General features: G+C 58.6%; 21 protein-coding genes. 6 read left to right on the top strand and 15 right to left on the bottom strand.

The window, feature by feature from the left end:
* The first annotated feature begins 1 nt into the window (after position 1).
* Positions 2–1906, top strand: a complete 1905-nt coding sequence (locus tag ACIQYF_RS13800) for an FAD-binding monooxygenase (protein WP_402862372.1) — start codon at positions 2–4, stop codon at positions 1904–1906.
* 3 nt (positions 1907–1909) lie between these two features.
* Positions 1910–2353 carry a MarR family winged helix-turn-helix transcriptional regulator gene (locus ACIQYF_RS13795; protein ID WP_402862369.1) on the top strand — a complete coding sequence of 148 codons (444 nt, stop codon included), beginning with the start codon at positions 1910–1912 and terminating at the stop codon, positions 2351–2353.
* A gap of 122 nt (positions 2354–2475) precedes the next feature.
* Here ACIQYF_RS13795 and ACIQYF_RS13790 read toward each other — a convergent pair whose 3' ends face one another.
* From ACIQYF_RS13790 to ACIQYF_RS13765, 6 genes are all read right to left on the bottom strand, one after another.
* The gene (locus ACIQYF_RS13790; RefSeq protein ID WP_402862366.1) at positions 2476–3531 is read right to left on the bottom strand and encodes a linear amide C-N hydrolase; all 1056 of its coding nucleotides are present in this window, start codon (positions 3529–3531) and stop codon (positions 2476–2478) included.
* Positions 3532–3554: 23 nt separating this feature from the next.
* Positions 3555–4340, bottom strand: coding sequence for a hypothetical protein (locus tag ACIQYF_RS13785; protein ID WP_402862363.1), 786 nt, complete (start codon positions 4338–4340; stop codon positions 3555–3557).
* Positions 4341–4524: 184 nt separating this feature from the next.
* On the bottom strand, positions 4525–5550 hold the full coding sequence (locus tag ACIQYF_RS13780) for a GlxA family transcriptional regulator (protein ID WP_402862360.1): 1026 nt from the start codon (positions 5548–5550) through the stop codon (positions 4525–4527).
* Between the two features lie 173 nt (positions 5551–5723).
* Positions 5724–7112 carry a tripartite tricarboxylate transporter permease gene (locus ACIQYF_RS13775; RefSeq protein WP_402862357.1) on the bottom strand — a complete coding sequence of 463 codons (1389 nt, stop codon included), beginning with the start codon at positions 7110–7112 and terminating at the stop codon, positions 5724–5726.
* Positions 7109–7585 (bottom strand): hypothetical protein, encoded by a 477-nt coding sequence (locus ACIQYF_RS13770; RefSeq protein WP_402862354.1) that lies wholly within the window; start codon positions 7583–7585, stop codon positions 7109–7111. Before ACIQYF_RS13770 ends, ACIQYF_RS13775 begins: the two co-directional genes overlap by 4 nt.
* Positions 7586–7777: 192 nt before the next feature.
* Entirely contained in the window at positions 7778–9064 is a 1287-nt protein-coding gene (locus ACIQYF_RS13765) for a hydroxymethylglutaryl-CoA reductase, degradative (protein WP_402862351.1), read from the bottom strand.
* 131 nt (positions 9065–9195) lie between these two features.
* Between ACIQYF_RS13765 and ACIQYF_RS13760 the strand changes: the two genes are divergently transcribed.
* The 3 genes from ACIQYF_RS13760 to ACIQYF_RS13750 all read left to right on the top strand — a co-directional run bounded on the left by ACIQYF_RS13760 (position 9196) and on the right by ACIQYF_RS13750 (position 13998).
* On the top strand, positions 9196–10566 hold the full coding sequence (locus ACIQYF_RS13760; protein ID WP_402862348.1) for a PLP-dependent aminotransferase family protein: 1371 nt from the start codon (positions 9196–9198) through the stop codon (positions 10564–10566).
* A gap of 218 nt (positions 10567–10784) precedes the next feature.
* On the top strand, positions 10785–12989 hold the full coding sequence (locus ACIQYF_RS13755) for a hypothetical protein (protein WP_402862345.1): 2205 nt from the start codon (positions 10785–10787) through the stop codon (positions 12987–12989).
* Positions 12889–13998 carry an FAD-dependent oxidoreductase gene (locus ACIQYF_RS13750; protein WP_402862342.1) on the top strand — a complete coding sequence of 370 codons (1110 nt, stop codon included), beginning with the start codon at positions 12889–12891 and terminating at the stop codon, positions 13996–13998. Before ACIQYF_RS13755 ends, ACIQYF_RS13750 begins: the two co-directional genes overlap by 101 nt.
* A 60-nt stretch (positions 13999–14058) precedes the next feature.
* On the opposite strand, the gene catA is transcribed toward ACIQYF_RS13750, so the two are convergent.
* The 8 genes from catA to ACIQYF_RS13710 all read right to left on the bottom strand — a co-directional run bounded on the left by catA (position 14059) and on the right by ACIQYF_RS13710 (position 21539).
* A complete protein-coding gene (gene catA, locus ACIQYF_RS13745; protein ID WP_402862339.1) occupies positions 14059–14982 on the bottom strand; it encodes a catechol 1,2-dioxygenase in 924 nt (307 codons plus the stop codon).
* Between the two features lie 54 nt (positions 14983–15036).
* Entirely contained in the window at positions 15037–15327 is a 291-nt protein-coding gene (gene catC / locus ACIQYF_RS13740) for a muconolactone Delta-isomerase (RefSeq protein ID WP_402862336.1), read from the bottom strand.
* A gap of 88 nt (positions 15328–15415) precedes the next feature.
* Positions 15416–16540: a muconate cycloisomerase family protein gene (locus ACIQYF_RS13735; protein WP_402862333.1), complete on the bottom strand. Its 1125-nt coding sequence runs from the start codon at positions 16538–16540 to the stop codon at positions 15416–15418.
* 107 nt (positions 16541–16647) lie between these two features.
* On the bottom strand, positions 16648–17409 hold the full coding sequence (locus ACIQYF_RS13730) for a 1,6-dihydroxycyclohexa-2,4-diene-1-carboxylate dehydrogenase (RefSeq protein WP_402862330.1): 762 nt from the start codon (positions 17407–17409) through the stop codon (positions 16648–16650).
* Between the two features lie 22 nt (positions 17410–17431).
* Positions 17432–18445, bottom strand: coding sequence for a benzoate 1,2-dioxygenase electron transfer component BenC (benC, locus tag ACIQYF_RS13725; RefSeq protein WP_402862327.1), 1014 nt, complete (start codon positions 18443–18445; stop codon positions 17432–17434).
* Positions 18446–18514: 69 nt separating this feature from the next.
* Positions 18515–19003 (bottom strand): benzoate 1,2-dioxygenase small subunit, encoded by a 489-nt coding sequence (gene benB, locus ACIQYF_RS13720; RefSeq protein ID WP_402862324.1) that lies wholly within the window; start codon positions 19001–19003, stop codon positions 18515–18517.
* On the bottom strand, positions 19003–20358 hold the full coding sequence (gene benA, locus ACIQYF_RS13715; protein WP_402862321.1) for a benzoate 1,2-dioxygenase large subunit: 1356 nt from the start codon (positions 20356–20358) through the stop codon (positions 19003–19005). Before benA ends, benB begins: the two co-directional genes overlap by 1 nt.
* Positions 20359–20579: 221 nt before the next feature.
* The gene (locus tag ACIQYF_RS13710; protein WP_402862318.1) at positions 20580–21539 is read right to left on the bottom strand and encodes an AraC family transcriptional regulator; all 960 of its coding nucleotides are present in this window, start codon (positions 21537–21539) and stop codon (positions 20580–20582) included.
* 277 nt (positions 21540–21816) lie between these two features.
* Between ACIQYF_RS13710 and alr the strand changes: the two genes are divergently transcribed.
* Entirely contained in the window at positions 21817–23046 is a 1230-nt protein-coding gene (alr, locus tag ACIQYF_RS13705; protein ID WP_402862590.1) for an alanine racemase, read from the top strand.
* Between the two features lie 54 nt (positions 23047–23100).
* On the opposite strand, the gene ACIQYF_RS13700 is transcribed toward alr, so the two are convergent.
* A complete protein-coding gene (locus ACIQYF_RS13700) occupies positions 23101–24201 on the bottom strand; it encodes a polyamine ABC transporter substrate-binding protein (protein ID WP_402862315.1) in 1101 nt (366 codons plus the stop codon).
* Between the last annotated feature and the right edge of the window lie 212 nt (positions 24202–24413).

Genomic DNA, 24413 nt, shown 5'->3' with positions numbered 1-24413 from the left:
CATGCAATTTCATCTCAACGGTTTTCATCCCGGCGACCCCGACGTCCAGCCCGCTGCCGAGCCGCCCCACAGCGCCGATCTGCCAGAGACTCTGGATGTTTTGATCGCTGGCAGCGGCCCGGCCGGCTTGGTGCTGGCCGCGCAGCTATGCCAATTCCCATCGATCAACCTGCGTATCGTCGAGCGCCGGGCAGGCCGGTTGATGATGGGCCAGGCAGACGGTATTGCCTGCCGCACCGTTGAGATGATGAACGCCTTCGGGCTCAGTGAGCGTTTACTGCGAGAGGCCTACTGGGTTAACGAAACCGTGTTCTGGCGCCCCGACAAAGACGCCCGCCATTGCATCACCCGCACCGGTCGCGTGCAGGACACCGAAGACGGCCTGTCCGAGTTCCCTCATGTCATCGTCAATCAGGCACGCATCCAGGACTATTTGCTCGACAGCATGCGTTTGTCGCCAAGGCGCCTAGAGCCCGATTACAACCTCGAAGTGGTGGCCGTCGAACGTGACGAGCAAGGCCAATACCCGATAAAAGTCACCCTGCGCCGCACCGATCAGGCCCGACTGGGGGAACTGGTCACCGTGCGCACTCGCTACCTGATCGGTTGCGACGGTGCCCGCAGTTGCGTGCGCACAGCCATCGGCCAGGAACTGCGCGGCGATGCTGCCAATCATGCGTGGGGCGTGATGGATGCGCTGGCCATCACCGACTTCCCGGACATTCGCCTCAAGGCGGCCATCCAGTCGGCCAGCGCGGGCAACTTGCTGATCATTCCCCGGGAGGGCGGACACCTGGTACGTTTCTATGTCGACCTGGGCGACGTGCACGCGCAGGACCGTGAGCGCGTTCGCAATACCAGCGTCGAACAGCTGATCGCGACCGCACAACGGGTGCTCCACCCCTATACGCTGGATGTGAAAGAAGTCGCCTGGTTTTCGGTGTACGAAGTCGGCCAACGCCTGACTGAACGCTTTGATGACTCACTCAGTACAGACGGCCGCGAACGCGAACCGCGTATCTTTATTGCCGGAGATGCCTGCCATACGCACAGTGCAAAGGCTGGGCAAGGGATGAACGTCTCCATGCAGGACGCCTTCAATCTGGGCTGGAAACTCGCCGCTGTACTGGAGCAACGCAGCGAGGCCGATCTGTTGCGCACGTACTCTCAGGAGCGTCAGCCAGTGGCACAGGAGCTGATAGATTTCGACAAAGAGTGGTCGGCAATAATGGGCGCACGCCCCAAAGATCCCGAACACCCGGAGGACGGAGGCGTCGAGCCGGCACATTTGCAGGACTACTTCGTGCGCGCCGGGCGCTACACCGCCGGTGTCGCGACCCGCTATCACCCTGCCAAACTGACGGCCCAACCGACCTATCAACACCTGGCGCAAGGTTTCGGCATCGGTACGCGCTTTCACTCGGCGCCAGTCATCCGCGTTCCGGATGCCAAACCGATGCAACTGGGCCACATCGCACAAGCCGATGGTCGCTGGCGCCTCTACCTGTTCGCCGATGCCGCGCACACCCGGCTCCACGATCTGTGCCGCTATCTGGTCAACGACCCGGACTCAATCTTGCGTTTGAGCACGCCGGCAGACGCCGACGTCGACAGCGTGCTCGATATCCGCGCCGTGTTGCAGCAACCCCATCGCAGCTTGCGCTGGGAGTTGCTACCTGAGCTACTGAGGCCTGCCAAAGGTCGTTATGGCTTGATCGACTTCGAAAAGATCTTCACCGCCGATAGCGCGCAGGACATTTTTCAAGCCCGCAACATTGACCGTGAATGCGGGGCGATGGTACTTGTGCGACCCGATCAATACGTTGCCCATGTACTGCCGCTAGACGCCCACGAACAACTCACTGCATTCTTACGACCTATTTTGAAAACGCCCAACGGGGGGTAACAGGTGTCGCACCAGATCGATGGTAAACAGGAGTTGGCCAACTTCACCGGCAGTTTGCTGCGCCGGGCCCAGCAACGGCATGTCGCGTTATGGCAAAGCCTAGTCTCCACAGAGATTTCAAGTGTGCAATACGCGGCAATGGTCATTCTTTTCCATCGACCTGGCGCCTCACAGCGCGAGTTGGGTGACGGCCTTGATCTCGATCGCTCGACCATCGCTGACATTGTGCTGCGCATGCTGCGCAAAGGCCTGATTGAACGCGGTCAGGCCGAAGACGATAAACGGTGCAAGACCTTGTGCCTGACCACCGAAGGCCATGCACAGTTGTTGTCACTGCGACCTCGGGTCGACATCATCGAACAGGCACTCACCAGCGGTCTCGACGCGCAACAACAGGTTGAACTTAAGCAGTTGCTTATCACCCTTCTGCAAACCGACGCGCCGTGACATCAGCGCGTCAGGTTGCTTGCGTTCGCGCCGTGAGGTGCGCCAGCATCGGTGCCTGCCCACGAATGCATCATCAAGGCCCACGACGCCTTGATCCGCCGTTTTAAGTCCCTGCGCAGGAATCACGCGCCTTCGAACTTGAAAGGCGCTGTCACTTGAAAGCGGCTCGACACTTCACCCGAAAAAATGGTGCTTTGATCCGGCCCCAAGTCCAGCTTCTTGACTTGGCCGGTGGCCTGGGTGAAGTCCAGTTTCTTAAGGTCTACCCAGAAGGTATTAGGGGTGATGGCGGACTCAAAAAAGTACACCCCTTGCTTGTGATCGATCACCGAACGCCAGCGGGTCGATGAGATATTCGGCTCCCCGGGCGTGGTGATGCCGTAAGGCACCGACACGTTGCGTATCACGCTAAACACACTGGCCAGTGACAAGCGCGCATCCTGATTTTTAGGCACTGCGTTTACGTAAAACGAAGCGCGGGCAAACCGGTCTGCCGAACGATTGGTGCCGGGCAGCATGACCGTGCCGCCAATCGCCTGCCAATAAGCGTTCATGGCCAATTGAGCATCAAACGCCGGAGAGTTGGTGACCACCTGGTACGCTCGGCTGTGGTGAATCACTTGCTTGCCGTCGATGTATTCAATGATCGCGCTATCACCCGAGGCATCGGACATTGAAAGGTGCAGCGTGGCCAGGCGGCTTTCACCCGGCACCTGCGAAGTCACCACATTGAAGGGCTGGGTTTTGAGCACGTCTACCGCTTCGGCCACGGTGCTGAAGTTATCCAGTACGTACTGAGCCCAGGCGGCAATGCTCAAGCCCGGCTTGTCTTTGTTGAACGGCGGATACTCCGACTCCACCAGCCACAGTACGTTGGCCGCCAGCCCCGCTTCATTGACCCCGTCGGTGGTCGAAATATCGTAACCGCTGGCAATCACACTGCCGTATTTGGAGGTCCACTTGATGGACGATGGTCCGACCTCGCCATTGCGCTGCATGCCCTGCGGAAACACCCACAGGTTAGTGGCAACGTCGCTCTTCCAGTCCATGGAGCGGGCCGTGATCACCCGCTGATCGTCCCCCAGATACACCAAACGGGTACAGGCCTGCGCCAGTGGCAGTGAAAAGGCGAATCCTGACATCGCCAGAACCAGGGCTTTGATAACTGGTTTTTTCATTCCGTTGATCCTTGCAAAACTCATTAGAAACGCATGGACAGGCCTAGCACGGGGCCACGCTGGGTCACATCGTATTTGAAGGTGTTGCCGGTGAAATCCCGGCTTCGATATTCTTGCGCCAACACCCGATAGCCCAGCCGCACGATTGTCGGGTGCTCGAACAGAGACAGGCGGTAGCCGAGGTAGGTTTGAACGTTATAGGTTTTCTTGGACGAGGTATCAAAACCACCGGTGTCCGCCGCGCCAGAGAGCAGCCAGCGATCTGTGAGGTCGGCCTGCATGCGCACCCCCACAAACGGGTCAGTCCATTCGGTTTTTTTCTTGGTGCTGAAACCGACCGAGTCGATCTCGACTTTGGTCGAGAGCTTGGTCCAGCGCAGTCCAGCGGTCGGCTCCACCCGCCAGGTTCGTGGCTCGCCAAACACCGTGTTACCGCCTAGCGCCTGCTCATAAACCCGGTAGTAAACGCCACCTGCCAGGGTGGTCTGGGTGATGTCCAGGCCGACTTTCTGGCCATAGACCCTTTCAGACTGGCCAGTCTTGGCGTACACCCCATCAACATAGAAGCCCAACGTGCGATTGGTGACTTCCAGGTTGCCCATAAAGACCTCATTGAGGTTATTGAACACCTCACGAAACCCCACATCAGCCTTGGTATCGATGCCGCCCAGCGCGACCTGGCCACTCATGGACGGCGCCCACACAAACGGGCTGACCAATACCAGCCACTCCTGTTTGTCAGTACCGCTATGGCCAAAAGAGTCTTCAGCCTGAGTCGTTGAAAAAATGCCTAACAAAGGCCAAGCCATGCACATCGTTCTGAACATCTGCTTAGCCGTAACTAGCCTCAGTGTCATCGCTTTCGTCGTCCTAACTGACAGATTCAAATTTCTGACCAATGGGTATAGCACAGCCTCTCTGAACGGCTATTGAAACCGGAAAAAAGATCGGTCGGACGATACGTACCCAGCGTTGAAAGCGTCAGGCCCGGGTCTATTTGACCCGTCGCTTTTCCTTGGAGGGGCGGTAGCCAAAATAAGCGCTGTAGCATTTGCTGAAATGACTGGGTGAGACAAAACCGCAAGCCACCAGGACGTCCACCTGAGACAATTCAGTGTGTTGCAACAGCCGCCGGGCTTCGGTAATGCGCAGCTCCAGGTAGTAGCGTTGCGGCGTAATGCCCAACTGTTCTTTAAACAAACGCTCGAGCTGGCGGCGCGAGCGGCCCGCATAAACGGCCAGTTGCTCAAGCGCCAACGGTTCCTCGAGGTTGGCCTCCATCAGCTTCACGACCTCGCGCAATGGCGCGCTGACGCTGATTTTTTCAGCCGGCTTGATGCGTCGATAACGCGACTCCTCAAACGCCAGGATGTCTTCGATCCCATCAACCAACGCTTTGTCGTGCAAGCTCCTGATCCAGTTCAGCGCCATTTGAAAGGCTCCCGAAGGGCTGGAAGACGTCAGCCGATCGCGATCAATCACGTAAGGCTCACTGGTGACCTGCGCCGCCTTGGACACTTCTGCCAGCGCGGGCCGATGTTCAGGATGAATGGCGCAACGGTAACCTTCGAGCAATCCTGCACTGCCCAGAAACCAGGCGCCATTCCACAAACCGCCCAGGCTGATGTCCAACTGAGCAGCGGCTTTGAGCACACGGACAAAATGTTCATCCATGTTCAGTTCGGTGCGATAACCACCACACACCACCAACAGGTCCAACTCATTGAGCCGTGCTGCATCAAGCCGTTCATCGGGACGAATAACCAGTCCCAGGTCACTTACCACCTCACCTGCTGCCAGGCCGAAGGTCTTGGTTGAAAACAGTCCGGGCCGCAAAAGGTTCGCCGTAATGAGGGCATCCAGCGCCTGAGTGAAGGCCGGCAGCGAGAAGTGTTCAAGCAACACAAAACCGGTACGAACCATTGGCCCTGCTTCGCCCGGGTTCTCGCTTAAAAAGCGCAGGTTCTTGCCCTTCATGCCTCCGCTGAATTGACGTCGTTCGACCAAGATTCGATCCATCTATTTAAGTTAACCAGCAGCCATAACATTCTATTTTCTACCTGTGCGGATGATACCTGGGCTGATCCAGACACGTCGGTCAATTGTAGTCGTCCTACAGAGCCTCTTTCACTTTGAAGCAGCTCCACCCACTACATCCTGATACGAAGCGTGTTTTTATTGATTGTCATCGGTCAGGCGCCCAACAGCGCGACCAGTGCGGGCACGGTCAATACAGCGGTGTAGTACCCCATAAATTGCACCCCGATGTTGAAACCCAGAAAGCGTGAGAGAAAACCGCCCAACAGCCCGACAGTGACAATCACCAACAACCCCAGCAAGCCACCTTCCCAGATACCGATAACCAGGATCAGCCCGACAAATGTCGCGATCACAGCTTCGTGGCTGATTTTGCGCGACACGTAAGACGCCGCCCGGTACGCGTAATTCATGGTGAAGGGGTACGCGATCAAGATGGCAATCACCACCGCCAGCATGCCGTAGCCCAAGAACTCCCAGGTATTGAGCAACGAGTGCAGGTTATGCACCTGGCCCGATGCGGCATCGACGCTGAAGCGTGGCGGCGCGTTGAACAATGGCGCCGCCGGACCCGCAGCCACCGGGCTCAGTGGCAAGCCAAAGGCAATCAGCGGGATCAGCGCTTCAGCAATGTAGGTGGACTCAGTCACGCCATTGCGCGCGGTGATCACCGTGGTCAGGCGGTGATAGACATGCTTGACCCGCGAGCCGACCAGTTCGCCCATGATCACGGTCATGGCCACCGGGCTGAATACAAACGTGGCGCTCGATACAACTGCGGTGATGGCCGTCCACAGGCTTTGCTTGCGGTCCAGCACCTTGAGCGGATTAGGGAAGAAACCGCCGCCGTTTTTCACGTCGGGTGACAACGAAAAAGTCCGGACTTCGTTGCGACGCATTTTTTCGCGTTCGGCCGGTGCCAGCATGGCAAACAACGCCGCAATCAACGGCCCGATGGCGATGCCCAGGAAGTAACTGACGCTGAGTTTGACCCCGTATTGCCCGGTTAGGGTTTGCAGGCCCAGGATGATCAGCACAAAGGGAATCAATGCCAACACAGCAGCCAGGCGCCCTTTGGAGAACCAGGCAATGGCAATCGCCGCCGCCAGGAAAATCCAGGGGGCCGTGCGTTTAATGGTGTCGCCGAACGGCGCCAGCATGACTGCAAACAATACCGCCATGGGCACCGCAATCAGCGCGGCAATCACCGCCCCGGAGATCATCTTGCGCAAGGCAATGTGCGGCACGCCCAGGTTGCGCAAAAAATTGGCCTCGCGCATCAGCGGCGTGGCCATCGTGTCACCGGGAATCCCCAGCAAAGCCGTGGGCACGGCGTGAGTCATGTGTTTGGCCACGGCACCCGCCAGGAAAAACGTCAGCACGCCGGGCGCAGGCACACCCAGCAATACCACCAGCAAGGTCAGCGGGGCCAGGGTGGTGGTTTCGTCACTGCCGGAGATCAGGCCAATCGCCGCGAAGATCACCGCCCCCAGAATGCCCATGCCCAGCGCGATCAGCACCTGATCAAGCAAGGACGCGATCATGACCGGCCTCCATTGGCCATAAGGCCGGAGGTCGCTTGCGGATCGGCAGCGGCCGGAACTTCCTGGGCCCCCATCAGGCCTTGCTCGTATTCGACGAACAGGTCGTAGAGGTCCATGTCCCGCAGCTCTTTGATGGTTTGCGACGGCAAGTCGGCGAGACGCCCAAGATCGCCAAATTCATTTTGCAAATCACTCAGCACCTGGCAACGCCACGCCGGATCGGCCTCGTGCTCGACCACGTTACGCTTGGGTTTAAACAAGGTTGCGCTGATGGTGCCGCCCACCAGGCAGCCAACAATGCCGACCAACATGGCATAGGCGCGCGCCATCTGCGCCGAGGCCACCCACTCCAGCAAAAAGTGCTGCGCCGTAAAAAAGCTGCTGAGGCTGACGATTGCCCCGATCACAATGGCGTACAGCAGATGACGCGCATCCACTGTGTCGCCCCAGACTTCGTAGAGTTCAGGTTTCAAAGATTTCTCCCACTGCCCCTGCGGGCTTTTATTGTTATGAACGTGAAGAGATACGGCTTAATCGCAGGTTCCTCTACCGCGCTTGGCCAACAGGGCATGCGACACAGGTGACGCAGGGTCGCGCCTCATTGTGCAAGCCATCGCGGGGCCCGACCTCGACCAGGCACACCGCATCAGCCTGCACAATGGCCATCACTGACCCCGCTTTTGCTTGAGCAGTGCCGCGGCATGATCGGCGCGCACATCGTGGGCTTCGACCATCTGTTTGACCAGCCAATTGAGTTCTTCACCCCGGGCGCCAGCCGACAGAGCGATGTTGCGCGCATGCAAGGCCATGTGCCCGCGCTGGATACCTTCGGTGGACAACGCCCGCAGCGCGCCGAGGTTTTGCGCCAGACCGACCGCCACGGCAATTTCGGCCAGTTCCTGAGCCGTCTTGACCCCCAGAATGCGCAGCGACAGTTGTGCCAGCGGATGGGTCTTGGTGGCGCCGCCGACCAACCCGACGGGCATTGGCATTTCCAGCGTCCCCACCAGGTTGCCCTTGCCGTCCTTCTCCCAGGTGGTCAGGGAGCCGTAATGGCCGTTACGACACGCATAGGCATGGGCGCCCGCCTCGACGGCGCGCCAGTCGTTGCCGGTGGCGACGATCAGCGGGTCGATGCCATTCATGATCCCTTTGTTATGGGTGGCGGCGCGATACGGGTCGACCACGGCAAAGTTGTAGGCATCGAGAATACCCTCAATGACCTCCTCGCCCTGGTACGTGGTGGTGGTCAGTAACTCGGGCGCAATGCGGATCTGCGCGCGCGCCAGACGCAGGTCAGCCAGGTTGGAGAGAATTCGCAGGCGGACTTTACCGCCCGTGATTTCTTCCATCAGCGGCGCAACGGCTTCAGCCATGGTGTTGACGGTATTGGCACCCATGGCATCGCGCACATCGACGATCAGGTGCGCCACCAGCATTGGCCCGCGCGGGCTTTGGGCAAAGGTATGGACTTCGATATCCCGGCAACCACCGCCCAGCGAATTGAGCAGTTGGTCCTTGCGGTTCGCCAGTTCAATGATGTCGTCTTTGCGGCGCAGCAGGCTCAAGCGGGCGTTGAAGGGGTCTTCGACGTCGACGATCTGCACCTGGGCGCGCATCAGCGGCAGCGAGCTGGAGGTCTGGAAGCCGCCGGCCTCGCGCGCCAGCTTGGCCATAAAGGAGGCGGCCGCTACCACCGAGGGCTCTTCGACCACCATCGGCACAATCACATCACGGCCATTGATCTGGAAGTTGCTTGCCACCGCATACGGCAATTCGAAGGTGCCAATCACGTTCTCGATCATGCCGTCGGCAATCTCCAGCGCGAGCGCGCCTGGCTTAGCCAGCAGGCTGATGTCATCGCCAGACAGCTCAAGAAGGTCCTGCAAGTGCCCCAAACGCTCGGCAGGCGACATGCTGCGAAACATGGGAAGGCGCGAATCAATGCTCATGGCGAAATCCTGTGATCGTTATTGTTGTCTGTGTCGCCACCCTAAATCGCTCTGTGCCCGCATAAAAGGTACAGTTCGCACAAACAGTACCCAATCTGTACCCTCACTCACTTTCTCAAGGATTGCAGACCATGGCGCGTCTGACTCTCGCCCAGCAACTGACCGCGTCTCTGGTCGAACAGATCGGCAACGGCACCTACCGGACTGGCGATCGCTTGCCGTCGCTACGTGAGTGTATGCGCCTGTTTGGCCACTCCAAAAATACCGTCATCAACGCTTACGAAGCGCTGGCGTCACAGGGGCTGGTTGAAGCCCGTCACGGGCAGGGGTTTTTCGTGCGTCAGGGTGCCCCCAGCCACAACGAGCCGGATGAACCCCTGCCCTATGCCCGGGCCATGGATACTCTATGGCTGATGCGCCAGCAGTTCGTTCGCGAACCGGGGCATTCACCGCTCGGCGAAGGTTTCCCGCCGGTGGAATGGTTGATGGACTTGCGCCTCGACAAGTTCACCCGACAGATCATGCGCACGGGGGTCAACACACTGTTTCGCTACGGCAACCGGCTGGGCAATGCCAGCCTGCGTCAGCACCTGGTGCAAAAACTGGCGAGCTATTCGATCACCGCCAGCCCCCGGCAAATCGTCACCACCCACGGTGCCAACCACGCTCTGGACCTGATCATCCGACGCTTCATTGCCCATGGCGATGCAGTTCTGGTTGAAGACCCCGGTTACTACCCGCTATTCGGCAAGCTGCAATTGCAGGGCGCTCGGATGCTGTCTGTGCCGCGCCTGGCGGATGGACCCGACATGGCGGTACTGGAGCAACACCTGCGAACCCATAAGCCTAAATTGTTCTTTATCCAGTCCGTGGGCCATAACCCGACCGGCTCCGATATCTCGCCCGGCAAGGCCCATCGACTGGTGCAGTTAGCGCAGGTGCATAACTTTATTCTGGTCGATGACGACGCACTGGCCGACTTTAAACCGGCGTCGGCGATCAAGGTCTCAGCGCTCGATCAACTGCAACGTTCACTGTATGTAGGCAGCTTTTCAAAGTCAGTGTCAGCGGCATTGCGGGTCGGTTTTATCGCGGGCAGCAAGGATGTCATCGATGAACTGGGGGACTTGAAGATGCTGCTGCACACCAGTTCATCCGAGTACTGTGAGCGAACGGTGGATGTGATCCTGATGGAAGGGCATTTCCTGCGCCATTTGATCCGCCTGCAAGAACGCCTCAAAGTCGCCACCGCGACCGGTTTGCAAATGCTCGACGAGATCGGCGCCGAGGTGTTTTGTCGCCCGGAACAGAGCCTGTATCTGTGGGCGCGCTTTGCGCATATCGACGATGCCAAAACGTTGACCCGTCAGTTGCTGCCCAAAGGCTTCATGATCGCGCCGGGGCATATTTTTTCGCCCGAGCAATCGCGCATCAACCCCTGGACCCGGCTCAACGTGGCGTATTTGAACGACCCGCTGCTTAAAGCCGTACTCAAGGGTTGAGTCCAGCCGTTAAAGACACTGGCAGCGTATCAAGACTTACGCGGTGGCCCTCGTTCAATGAGTTGAGTCGGCGCCAAACCCTCAGAAACAAAACAAGATTGCGCAATACGCTGATCCGGCTTAAATGAAGAAATAGCGCAACAAAATGCGATCAGCAGGGCTATCGATTCAAAAGAGGTTCTGTGCGCTTAAGTTCAGGCAAGACTGAGGCCAGCACGATGACTTTGATTAGCGACGTACAACTCACCTGCTCTCGCTTGGCACCCCACGGCTGGCACTCTCTGCTGCTCCAGCATGGCTTGGACATTACAGCGGCCGACCTGCACCATGAACTGACCAAACCCTTGTCTGTTGATAGAACGACAAACGGATTTGAAGACTTCTCGCCCTCTGGAGTTCGGGGTATCGAAGCAGGCAGACCTGCCGAAAGCTTGCTGTATCACGCCTTGGCCTCACCCAATGTCACCGCCACTGCCGATGGAACCCCACTGACGGCCTTCCCTAGCGCCGTTGAAATTGAGCAATTGCTGAATTTCGTTTACGGCGCCAATCCACCCAGCGTGGCGATGTTAAGGGCGTACGCAGGAACAGCGCCTTTGGCCATCGTAGCCTTCGCCTACGAATACCGTCCCCGCCCTGAAACCGTGCATAGATGCCAGGCAGACCTTTGCTTTTCCCGCACTGGGGTGGCTCGAATAGGCACCGCCCCAGCCTTGTATGATGCGCCAAAGCGCGGGTTTCTGCCCTTTGTCGAGGATGCGCCGCAACAGATGCGGGTGATTCCTGCTCGTTATGGCGCCTACATCGCCATGCAGAAAAAAGGCGATAGCGAACGTTTCGGCCCCATGAACTTTCAATTTCCCAGTGACACAGACCTGGATTTTTGGGTGCCTTTACACAAGTTATTCAACGGCAAAGAATGCTTGCAGGGCTTGGACTTGACGGTGCATCTGGACAACTACCAGATCAATGAGAAGATCCGGCAAGTGCATAAGATGTACAGCGGTACGGGTTGGCAGGAGCCCGACATTTCGAATGCCCCCTTTGTCATTACCCAAGGCCTTTGTCATTGGGCCGAACCAACGGACTTTGGTGCAGGACTTCTCGTCCCGGATGATAAAGAACGGTTGGTTGAACTGGCCTATTACCAGGGGCATCCCTTGTCGTTCACGCTGCCTGCGGGCACTGGAGGGCTGATCCACGGGCGCCATAGGATCGCGGATGATGGCACGGTCGAAGACCTGAATAACGTTGAAGGTGTTGATGCGATCGTCAAGCAAGGCGGTTATCGCACCCTGCACTATCAGGATGCAATGGCGGACGGCTGGGTGCGCGCACGCTGTCCAGAACTGGAATCTTATGGCCTGGACAAGGATAGCGTCGCGGCCTATTCGATTATAGGAGCGCCCGACTTCTTCCCCCTGTGCGGGCAACGCGAACTCAAAGAATGGTCAAATGATCCGCAGGTATTCCCTTGCCCGACGCCGCCCTGCCCCGAGGTATGGCATACACGGGTCAATCCATTGTCGGATGTTCGCTTCCCAATCAACCCAACCCTGAAGGGCGATTACTTTGCTGATGAGGATCGTAGCGCGACTGCGATTGTCTCCCTGGCGCTTGATAAACCAACCTCTCATACGATTTTAGCCGGTGCTGAAACAGCCCTGGCTCAACGCCAGTCCTGTTTACCCGACTTTGCCAGTGGCGTCTTCGGGCCCGGCTGGGAGGTTGGCAGGGGGTTGGTCGATAAACCTTTTGCCAACGTATTGAACGGTTACATGCTAGCCAGCCCGTTTACGGAGGATGCCCGGATTTGCGCAGCATTAGGCTCCTACTGGCCGGGCGTGGCACCCGACTCAACCCGCACATTTGAACCGCGTACCGCCGCCTCAACCGTCATTCCCTTAACAGACGCAGAGATTGGTCTGACAGGCGAACCTTCATGGGACGGTCTGACAGGCCCCGTGCTGGTTGATTGGAACGGTGATCAAGTTGTTCAGTACCAAGCCTACGAGTACAGCGATTACACGAGGGCTGCATTAAACGGGCAACTGTCATCTGCAATAACTGGGCAAATCAATACTGAGCAGTACCACTCTCGTGTCATGGCCATGTATCGCGTTTATAAGGCTGTCGGAGCAGCCGATAAACCGGAGCAAAAGCGTTGGCCCGTGCTGTCCTTCTTCTATGTGTCACTGCCAGACGAAAACCTGGAAACTGCTCAGCAACAAGCAGGGCATGTGCTAGAGGGCGATGTCATGTTTTTTTTCCTCTACCAGCACGGCACCATCAGCACACCCGCAGAAGATTTCAAGCGTCGTTATGTGGCCATTGAAACGCGAGTGCAGCTGTACGTCAGCCCAAATGCATTACTCATCAAGCAAGATGACACGACGTGGCGTTTACTTGATGAATCACTATGACGTGGTTGTGGTGGGGGCTGGCCCGGCCGGCTGTGCAACAGCGATCGCCTGCGCCCAACGAGGCATGCAAGTGGCACTGCTGGAAAGGGCTACGTTCCCCCGACACAGACCCGGCGAAACCCTTCATCCAGCCATTGAGCCGCTGCTTGAACAATTGGGGATGCAGGGGGAGTTGACCGAGCTACCTTGTCTACGGCATGAAGGGCACTGGGTGCATTGGGATGCAGCACCGCGCTTGATCAAGTTTGGTGAGGATGCTGCTGGCCCCTGGCGGGGCTTCCAAATCCAACGAGCAGCCTTCGATGCTCTTCTCCTGGGTCGAGCGCGAGCCTTGGGTGTGCAGATCATGCAGCCCTGTCAACATCCAACGGCGATGTGTAAAGGCAACACAATCACCGGCGTAAACCTAATGTCACACAGACTTACCGCCACTTATGTCGTCGATGCTTCGGGGCGTCACGGATGGCTCAGACGGCAATTGCCCATGCAGTGGCTGGAATTTTCTCCCAGACTCATTGCTCGCTATGGCTACTGCCAGGGCGAGTGGGAGCTTGTTCATGACGCACCACGACTTCTCGCGACCCAAGACGGTTGGCAATGGATCGCACGCGTCGACACTAACCAGCTCCACTGGACAACGTTGAGCTGGCACACAAACAGCAACCTGATTGCTGAACCGCCCGATCCCCTCAAGCATTTAACGCCTGTTGGTCCGGTACGCGGCGCAGCAGTGTCCTGGCGGCTGTCCGCGGCGCCAATGGGACCCGGTTACGTGCTCGTCGGTGACGCCGCCGCGGTATTGGACCCTGCGTCGTCGCACGGTGTGCTCAAAGCACTCATGTGCGGCATGCAAGCCGCTCAGGCCATTACCGACTGCCTCGCGTGGCCGCATGGAGAACATGCAGTGCACAACCACTTTAAAAACTGGCTGCACACTCAGTTCAATACTGACCTCAAGGCACTGCGTCATTTCTACAGCGTGCATCCTTGCGCGCCAGCGTGGATCTGATTACAGGCAGAGGCAGCTACCTGCAATCATCCTTGTCGAACTGCCCCCCATCGCGCGTAATCAGTCTTGCAACGCCCGCGGGCGATGGCTGCGCTGTTCGGCGGCAGGATCGAGCGCCTTCTGCAGCTGGAAGTTGAAAGTCATTTCGGCATAACGGCCCGGCACGCCACGGGCGCCGTCCTCGCGAAACACCACCTCGCCCACCAGCCCATCACGGGTGGCATAGGCGAAATCGTCCCACAGGTATTTCTCCCCGGACAGGTTGATCTGGGTGGTGAGGTGCCGCTGCCCCGGCGCCGAGATAAAGAAGTGCACATGCGCCGGGCGTTGGCCGTGGCGGCCGAGCTGGTCGAGGCATTCTTGGGTCGGGCCCTGCGGATCGCAGCCATAGCCCGACGGCACGATGCTGCGAGCCCGGTAGCGACCGTCGGCGTCGGTGATGATCCGGCGGCGCAGGTTGTACTCCGACTGGCTCGAATCAAAGAACGAGTATGTGCCCTTGGTATTGGCCTGCCACAGGTCAACCGTGGCGCCGGGCACCGGTTGGCCGTCGGCATCGAGCACTTGGCCCTCAAGGAACAACACTGTGCCGACGCCGTCCTCGCTGCCGTCATCCATACGCGCCTCACCCTCAAAAATCGGAGCACCGGCCACGTACAACGGGCCTTCAATGGTCCGGGGCGTGCCGCCGGTCAACCCGGCCTGTTCGTCCTTGACGTCTTGCAGCAGGTCAAGAAAGTGTTCAATGCCCAGCCCGGCTACCAGCAAGCCAGCTTCCGAGCGCCCGCCCAGTCGGTTGAGGTAGTCCACCGCCTTCCAGAACTCGTCTTCGCTGATGTCGAGGTCTTCTATCAGTTTGGCGCTGTCTTGCAGTACCCGAAGGATGATGTTTTTCAGGCGCGGGTTGCCGTTGTCGTTACCGAAGCCGGCGGCTTCTTTGAAGAAGGCCTGGATCGCGTCGGTGTGGGAGATTTTCACGGTCATGTTGCTCACCTCATATTGTTTTTAGGCAACGGATTTTTCAGTGTCGAACAGGCTTCAACGGTCGTCTGAATGGATCGAAGACGGGTGGCGGCACAGGCCGTCAATTTCGATGTGCATGTAAGGGAACAGCGGCAGTTGCAGCAGCAGGTCATGCAGGGCTTCGACGCTGGCGACATCGAACACGCTGTAATTGGCGTAGTGCCCGGCAATGCGCCACAGGTGGCGCCACTGGCCTTCGCGTTGCAGTCGCTGGGCCAGTTCTTTCTCGTCAGCCTTGAGCTGGGCGGCCTTGGCCGGGTCCATGTCGAGTGGCAGGTTCACGGTCATTTTTACGTGGAAGAGCATGGGGTTCTCCTTAGAGAGCAAGACACAACTGTATGAACGCGCCTAACTGTGGGAGCGGGCTCGCCCGCTCCCACACAGACAACACGCTTCACGCAGGGCGGCGAAAGTGCGCCAGGCGTTCTTCGTCCAGCGTCAGGCCAAGGCCCGGCGTGCGCGGAATGTGCAGTTCAAAATCGCGATACACCGGCGCGTCGATGACGATGTCTGCGGTCAACAGCAACGGCCCGAACAGCTCGGTACCCCAGGTCAGTTGCTTGAGCGTGAGAAACGCATGGGCCGACGCCAGGGTGCCCACCGAACCTTCGAGCATGGTCCCGCCATACAGCGCAATGCCCGCTGCTTCGGCAATTTGCGCCGTTCGCAGCACCGCGCGCGGCCCACCGTTTTTGGCGATCTTGAGGGCAAACACACTGGCCGCACCGTCGGCCGCCAGGCTGAACGCGTCCTCGACACTCTCAATCGACTCATCCGCCATGATCGGCGCCGGGCTGCGCAGGTTGAGACGCACCTGCCCCGAACGATTGACCCGCGAAATCGGCTGTTCGATCAGGTCAATGCCGTTGTCAGCCAACACCTGGCAACCCCGAATCGCCTGGGACTCGTCCCAATACTGGTTAACGTCGACGCGCACGCTGGCACGTTCACCAAGGGCTTTTTTGATGGCGATCACGTGTTTGAGATCGTGCTCCAGCGGGTTGGCACCAATCTTCAACTTAAAGATCCGATGACGCCGCGTGTCGAGCATCTGCTCGGCTTCGGCAATGTCGCGGGCGGTGTTGCCACTGGCCAGCGTCCAGGCCACTTCCAGACTGTCGCGCACCCGGCCACCGAGCAACTCGCTGACCGGCAAGCCCAAGCGCTTACCTTGCGCGTCGAGCAGCGCGGTTTCGATCCCGGATTTGGCGAAGGTGTTGCCCTTGGCGATCTTGTCCAGGATCTGCATGGCCGCATTGATGTTGTCGGCGGGCAGGCCCACCAGCACCGGGGCCAGGTGCGCGTCGATATTGGCCTTGATGCTTTCGGGGCTCTCGTAGCCATAGGCCAGGCCGCCAATGGTGGTGGCTTCGCCGATGCCTTCAACGCCATCGCTGCACCGCAGGCGCACGATGACCAGCGTTTGTTTTTGCATCGTGTGCATCGCCAGCTTGTGCGGGCGAATGGTCGGCAGGTCGACGATGATCGTCGTCAGGCTTTCAATCAGGGCTTGGCTCATAGATTTCGACTCATAGTTTTGCAAGGTCTGTGCAGGAGTCGCCGCAGGCTGCGAGTTGTTGATCGTTTAAAAGATCGCCGCCTGCGCCACTCCAGTACGCGGTGGTATCAGCCGAGGTCGCCGCCGCCCACCGGCAATGTCACGCCAGTGATATAGGACGCCTCGTCACTGGCCAGAAACAGGATCGCGCCGACCTGCTCGTCGATGCTCGCGTAGCGTTTCATCAGGCTGCTGTCCAGGGTCTGATCGACGATCTGCTGATACCAGGCCTTCTCCGCCGGGCTCTGTTCGCTCGCGTTGCGCGGGATGCGCCGTGGCGGCGCTTCGGTGCCTCCCGGTGCGGTGGCGTTAACCCGAATACCCCGCTCGGCATTTTCGAATGCCAGGCAGGCGGTCAAGGCATTCACCCCGCCTTTGGCTGCCCCGTAAGGTACGCGGTTGATACTTCGGGTAGCGATTGAAGACACATTCACAATCGCTCCGCTGCCCTGTTTGAGCATGTGCGGCAATGCTGCATGGCAGCACCACAAGGTCGGGAACAGCGAGCGCCGGACTTCGGCTTCGATCTCGTCGACTTGATAGTGCTCAAACGGCTTGGCCCAGATCGTGCCGCCGACGTTATTGACCAGCACATCCAGACGGCCAAAGGCCTGGACGCCCTCAGCCATCACCCGTGCGCAGTCCGGGTACTGCTCAAGATCTGCGGTCAGCGTCAGCACGCCGGGGCCTTGCAGTTCGTGAACCAGCTCGGAGCGGTCGACGGCGATCACCTGCGCACCTTCGGCCAGCAGGCGTTCGCACACGCGACGGCCGATACCTTGCGCAGCACCTGTGACCAGCGCGACTTTGTTATCGAATCTGTTGTTCATGGCAACCTCGATTAAGAACAGATCACGCCGCAGCGGCTGCGAACTTCTCGTAGTAGAAATTGGCCGGGGTGATGCCCTGCTCGCGGATGTACTGGCTGACCGCCTCGACCATCGGCGGCGGGCCACACAGGTACACATCGACATCGCCCTGGTTCAAATGGCGCGGTTCGATGTGCTGGGTCACGTACCCCTTGAGCGGGTGCTGGCTCTGCGGGTTGGCCACGCAAGCGCTGAAGCTGAAGTTAGGGATCAGTTCGCTCAAAGCCTGCAGGCGGTCCAGCTCGACCAGATCAAAATCGTTGGTCACACCGTAGATCAGGTGCACCGGGTGCGGGCTGCCCTGCTCGGCGATTTTCTCGAGCATCGCGGTGAACGGTGCCAAGCCAGTACCGCCTGCCAGCAACAACAGCGGGCGCTGGATCTGGCGCAGGTAAAAACTGCCCAGCGGCCCGGTCAGGGTCATGCTGTCACCGGTCTTGGCCAGGCCGGTCAAAAAGCTGCTCATCAGCCCGCCCGGCACGTTGCGAATCAAAAAGCTGACCTCGCCATCCTTTTGCAGGGTACTGAAAGAGTACGCCCGGGTTTGCGCGCTGCCGGGCACTTGCAGGTTGACGTACTGCCCCGGCAGAAACGCCAGGCGGCCGAGCGAATCGCCCTTGATCGACAACGCGATGGTGCTCTCGGACAGTTGGCGCAGGTTGCTGATCACGGCCTCGAAACTGGACTGCTGGGTCTTGCAGACCGTCGAAGAGGCCGGCACCCGCAGCACACAGTCACTTTCGGCGCGCATTTGGCAGGTCAGCACGTAGCCCTGCTGGACCTCTTCATCGCTCAAGGCGTCTTCGATGTACTCTTCGCCAAGGTCGTAACGACCGGCTTCGGCGAAACATTTGCACGTGCCGCAGGCGCCATCGCGGCAGTCCAGCGGAATGTTGATGCCCTGGCGATAGGCCGCATCAGCGACGGTTTCCTGGCCGTTGGCCTCGATGAATCGGGTGACCCCGTCTTCAAAGTTGAGCGCAATCTGAAAGCTCATAGTGTGTCTCCAGCGCGTGCCGGGCCGCAGGCGCCCACAGGCACCCGCTACCACTCGGCACCCGGTTAATCAGATGTGGTAGATGTCGATGACCTGACGCACGTAGTCGTTCTTGAGCACCACTTTCTTGGCCTTGATCAACGGCTGTGGGCCGCGCAGGTCGAGGGTGTAAAAGCTGGTGCCAAAGTAACTGTCAGTGGTTTTGTAGCGAAAGCTCAGGGTGTGCCAGTTGAAACGCACCAGGCACTGCCCGTCGCCTTCTTCGACGATCTCGATGTTGCTCAGATTGTGGGAGGTACGGGTGTCCGGCATGGTCGCGCTGGAACGTTCGGTTTTAATCCGGAACACACGGTCTTCAAGGCCGCCACGGTTGCCATACCAGATCAGCGAAATTTCGCTTTGCGGATCCTCGGTCAGCGCATCATTGTCATCCCAGGACGGCATCCAGAAACTGGCGTCGACGGCGTACAGTTCCAGCCACAGGTCCCATTGCGAGTCATCCAGGTAGCGCGCCTCGCGGTACAGAAAATCACGCACGATTTCGTAGGTAGTGCTCATCACACGGCCTCCACGGGAATGAGCGCCGACTCACTGGCAACGGCCTTGAGCATGGTCTCCTGCCAGTATTTGTGTTGCAGCACAAACAGCCCTTCGTCTTCGGTACGCACCCCGGACAACAGCGGTTTGAGGTCGATTTCTTCGGCCGCCGCATCAGCGCCTTCAACCCAGTGTGTTGCCCCGCGCGACATGTCATTCCAGCCGCGCCCGGCACCATAGCCGGTCTGGCAGGAGCGGAACTCTTCAAGATCATCCGGGGTGGCCATGCCGCTGACGTTGAAGAAGTCTTCGTACTGGCGAATCCGCTGGGTGCGCGCCTCACTGCTCTCACCTTTAGGGGCGATACAGTAAATAGTGATTTCGGTTTTATTCACCGAGATCGGTCGGGCGATGCGGATTTGCGAACTGAACTGATCCATCAGGTACACGTTCGGGTACAGGCACAGGTTGCGCGAGTTCTCGATCATCCAGTCGGCCCGGGCCTTGCCGAAATCGCGGGCCAGTTCATCGCGGCGCTCATAGGCAGGACGGTCTTGTGGATTAGCCCAACGGGTCCAGAGCAGCAGGTGACCATTGTCGAAGGAGTAGAAACCCCCGCCGCTTTTGGCCCAGCTACCGGCGCTCATGGTTTTTATTTCACCACCGGCCTCACGCAGGGTGCGCTGGTTCTGGGTGGCGGCGTAGTTCCAGTGCACGGAGCTGACGTGATAACCGTCGGCGCCGTTTTCAGCGGTGAGTTTCCAATTGCCTTCGTAGATGTACGAACTGGAGCCGCGCAGCACTTCCAGGCCATCGGCGGATTGGTCGACGATCATGTCGATGATTTTGGCTGACTCACCCAAGTGCTCGGCCAGCGTGCTGACGTCGGGGTTCAGGCTGCCAAACAGAAAGCCACGATAAGACTCGAAACGCGCGACCTTGGTCAGATCGTGCGACCCTTCGCAGTTAAAGCCCGCAGGATAACCGGCTTCGCTCGGGTCCTTGACCTTGAGCAACTTGCCGCTGTTGTTGAACGTCCAGCCGTGGAACGGGCAGGTGTAGCTGGCACGGTTGCCAGTTTTGTGACGGCACAGCATGGCGCCGCGATGGCTGCAGGCATTGAGGAATGCATTCAACTCACCGGCCTTGTTGCGCGCGATAAAAATCGGCTGGCGCCCCATGGTGGTGGTCAGATAATCATTAACATTGGGGATTTGGCTTTCGTGGGCAAGGTAGATCCAGTTGCCCTCGAAAATATGCGTCATTTCTAGCTCAAAAAGCCGCGGATCAGTGAACATCTCCCGCTTGCAGCGGTGGACGCCCTTCTCCTTGTCTTCCTCAAGCATGGCATTCAAGTAGTCGATTCCCAGGGACATGGCCAGGGCCTCCGTTGTTATTATTCAGGCCAGTTCAAGGTAGAGAATCGAGGGGCGAGGCACTATCCGTTTGCTGCAGATCGCTATCCGATTACTGCACACACATCACCCCATCCGTTTAGCCGCTGCCGCAGGCTGCGATCAGAGACGCAGGACCTTTTCTTTTATTCAGCCGCAGGGCCGCCCAGCGCAGCCTGCGGCAGCGGCTAAAGGTGCAGGGCTTAGTGTCGGCGCTTGAGGGTGCTGGAAGGGAGCTCGCCATATTGCTGGCGATAGCTGTCAGAGAACCGGCCCAAATGCAAAAAGCCGTAATCGAGGGCCAATTCGGTCAGGCTGCGCACGGTGCAACTGGGGTCACTCAGGCAGGCGTGGATGCGCGCCAGTTTGCGCTGGCGGATGTACTGCAACGGCGTCACACCCAATTCGCGCTCGAAGAGCACGTACAACGAACGCTGGCTCATGCAGGCCTGCGTTGCCAGGTGCTCGGCGCTCAATTGCTGTTTCAGGTTGCGCTCGATGTAATCAAGGATGCGTTCAAGGTTGGCGCCCCCCCCCACTGCCAGGTTTTCGCGACTTATGTTGGTGTGCATCAGCGTCAGCAGTTTGCTGCCGACGATCTGCGTGTAATGCTCCTGAACCCGCAGCAACGGGTCACTGGCTTCCGACTCCTGGCAGACCATGCCGAGCAAGCCGAGAAACCCTTCCAGCTCGTCGAGTTGGTAGTGGTTGCGCAAAAAGCGCACACCACTGGCCGGGCGTTTCCAGCGCTGTTCATCACACACCGACTCAAGCACGCTGATCGGCAGTTTGAGGATGAATTTCTCGCAGTCTTCGGAATAGGTCAGGTCAACCGGATCATCCGGATTGATCAGCAGCAGTTCGCCGGGCACCAGATGGTGTTCGCGCGTGGGGCCCCGCCACAGGCAATTGCCACGCAGCAGCACTTGCAGGTGAAAGATGTTTTCCAGCGCTGGCGAGGTCACACGCACGCTGCCTCCGTAGCTGATGCGGCACAGATCAAGCTCGGCGAACTTACGGTGATTGAGGCTGGCCTGGGGTCGAGTGGTCCGCGACAGGCCGATACAGTGTTGCCCTACATGCAGGTTCACATAGTCGGAGACGGCATGTGGATCGGCGTGTCGGAACACGCTACTGCGCTCACTCAACAGGCGGCTATCCATCGGCAAGGGTCTCAAGCATTTTTTAATTATTGGAGGTGTCACGTCAGCAAGAGTATGCGCCTGCCTTGCGGCATATCAATTGGGCAGATGGCCAGAGCCCGATAATCGAACACAATATTTGCGTCCCCTGCTGTATCTACCAAAGAATCACGTGCTGTATGACGACACATTCGGTCATATCCGCGGCCTGTGTAGTGACTTTTACTGCACGCCAATCCTAGTATCGCCCGCGCTTTACCCCCCCCTTCCCTAAAAATAAAGTATGGAAACTCGGATGATGCCCTTTACTCGCACCCTGCTCGCCCTCTCTTTGGGCATGACACTGCTGCAAACCCCGGCATTCGCCGCCCCGCCCCTGACGCTGAGCAATGGCGTCGCACAGGTGAACACGCAAGACAGCAACGCCTGGGTCGAAATCAACAAAGCTGCCTTTGAACACAATATTCAGGTCCTGAAAAACACCCTCGCCGGCAAATCGAAAATCTGTGCCGTGCTCAAGGCAGACGCCTACGGCCACGGGATTGGCCTGCTGATGCCCTCGATCATCGCCACCGGCGTGCCTTGCGTGGGTGTTGCCAGCAACGAAGAAGCCCGTGTCGTGCGTGAGAGCGGCTACAAAGGGCAACTGATCCGCGTGCGCACCGCCGCCTTAAGCGAGCTGGAAGCGGCACTGCCCTACAACATGGAAGAGTTGGTCGGCAACCTTGATTTCGCGGTCAAGGCCAGCCTGATTGCTGAAAAACACGGGCGCCCGCTGGTGGTGCATCTGGGCCTGAATTCCAGTGGCATGAGCCGCAACGGCGTGGAAATGAACACCGCGCAAGGTCGCCGCGACGCAATCGCGATCACCAAAGTGGCGAACCTGGAAGTGCGGGCGATCATGACCCACTTCGCCGTTGAAGACGCCGACGACGTGCGCGCCGGGCTCAAGGCTTTCAATGAGCAGGCTGAGTGGCTGATGAACGTTGCCCAGTTGGACCGCAGCAAAATCACCCTGCATGCCGCCAACTCGTTCGCTACCCTGGAAGTGCCGGAGTCGCACCTGGACATGGTCCGTCCTGGCGGCGCGCTGTTCGGTGACACCGTGCCTTCGCACACCGATTACAAACGCGTGATGCAATTCAAATCCCACGTGGCGTCGGTCAACAGCTACCCCAAAGGCAACACCGTGGGTTACGACCGCACCTACACGCTGGACCGCGACTCGAAACTGGCCAACATCACCGTTGGCTACTCAGACGGCTATCGCCGCGCGTTTACCAACAAAGGCATTGTGCTGATCAACGGCCACCGTGTACCCGTGGTGGGCAAAGTCTCGATGAATACGCTGATGGTGGACGTGACCGATGCGCCCGACGTGAAAAGCGGCGATGAGGTGGTGCTGTTCGGCCGACAAGGCAAGGCTGAAATCAGCCAGGCCGAGGTCGAGGACATCAATGGCGCATTGTTGGCGGACCTCTACACCGTCTGGGGCAACTCCAACCCGAAAGTCCTGATCGAGCAATAAAGCTGTCCTGCGCCTGGTAGCCGCTGATGAGCGAAGCGGCTACCAGGCAAGCGTTTATTTATCCGACTTGATGCTGGTCCATGTGCGGGTACGCACACGCTCAAGCTTCTGTGGCAATGGCTGGACCACATACAGCGATTTCAAGGCTTCAGGCGTCGGCGTCAGGTTCGGGTTGCCGGTGATGTCTTTGTTTATCAGCGGCATTGAATCCTTGTTGGCGTTGGGGTAACCCAGGAAGTCGCTGATCGAGGCGATGACTTTCGGCTCCAGCAACGTGTTCAAGAACTCATGGGCTTCTTCGACATTCTTCGCGCTTTTCGGGATAGCGAAGGTATCAAACCAGATCGGCGCGCCTTCTTTGGGCAAGCGCCAATCCACCACGACGCCATTCCCCGCTTCCTTAGCCCGATTGCCAAACTGGTAGAAGCTGCCTGAGTAACCAATCGCCACGCAAATATCGCCGTTGGCAATATCGGTCATGTATTTGGCCGAGTTGAAGTAGGTGACGTAAGGACGAATCTTCAGCATCAGCTCTTTGGCTTTTTCATAGTCGGCCGGGTTCTGACTGTTAGGGTCCAGCCCCAGGTAATGCAACGCCAGCGGCAAGATTTCCGAAGGTGAATCGAGCATTGCCACGCCGCACGCTTTCAGCTTTTCCATGTTCTCGGGCTTGAACACCAGGTCCCAACTGTCCACCGGAGCATTCTCACCCAGCGCTGCCTTGACCTTGGCCGGGTTAAAACCGATCAACACCGTGCCGACCATGTAAGGCACCGCATACTGGTTGCCAGGGTCATTAGTCTCCAACAGTTTGAGCAAGGCCGGGTCCTGATGTTGCCAGTTGGGCAGTTTGGACTTGTCCAGCTTCTGAAACACCCCAGCCTTGATCTGGGTGTCCAGGAACTGGTTGGACGGCACCACCAGGTCATAACCCGAGTTGCCGGTCAGCAACTTGGCTTCCAGCGATTCGTTTGTGTCGAACGTATCCCAGGTCACTTTGATCCCGGTGTCCTTGGCAAAGTCCTTGGGCACCGATGGCAAGATGTAGTCCGCCCAGTTGTACACCCGCAGCTCGCGCTGCTCGGCCTGCACCGCGCAGGCCAGGAGCGACAACCCACATACCGTGGCGCCGAGTAAGCGTTTCATAGTGCTCATGGTTGAGTTCCCCATCTTTGGCGTGAGATCGATAGTTGTTATGTTCTGTACACGGCAGCAGCCCGAAAGGGGCAAGGCTCTGGAAGACAACTCTTTGGTGGTTGCGAAGTTGACTTGATTCTTGCCGACCGATGGCCTGGCTCACAGAGGTAGGCAGGCCAAAAAGGGATTTTTATGGCCATTGTTTGTGTCCGAATCTATGTCCGGCGTCG

Source organism: Pseudomonas sp. NPDC096917 (assembly GCF_044762555.1).
In the GTDB taxonomy this organism is placed as follows: Bacteria; Pseudomonadota; Gammaproteobacteria; order Pseudomonadales; family Pseudomonadaceae; genus Aquipseudomonas.
The sequence above is the reverse complement of the archived record's forward strand: the minus strand, read 5'-3'. Positions and strand labels throughout refer to the sequence as shown.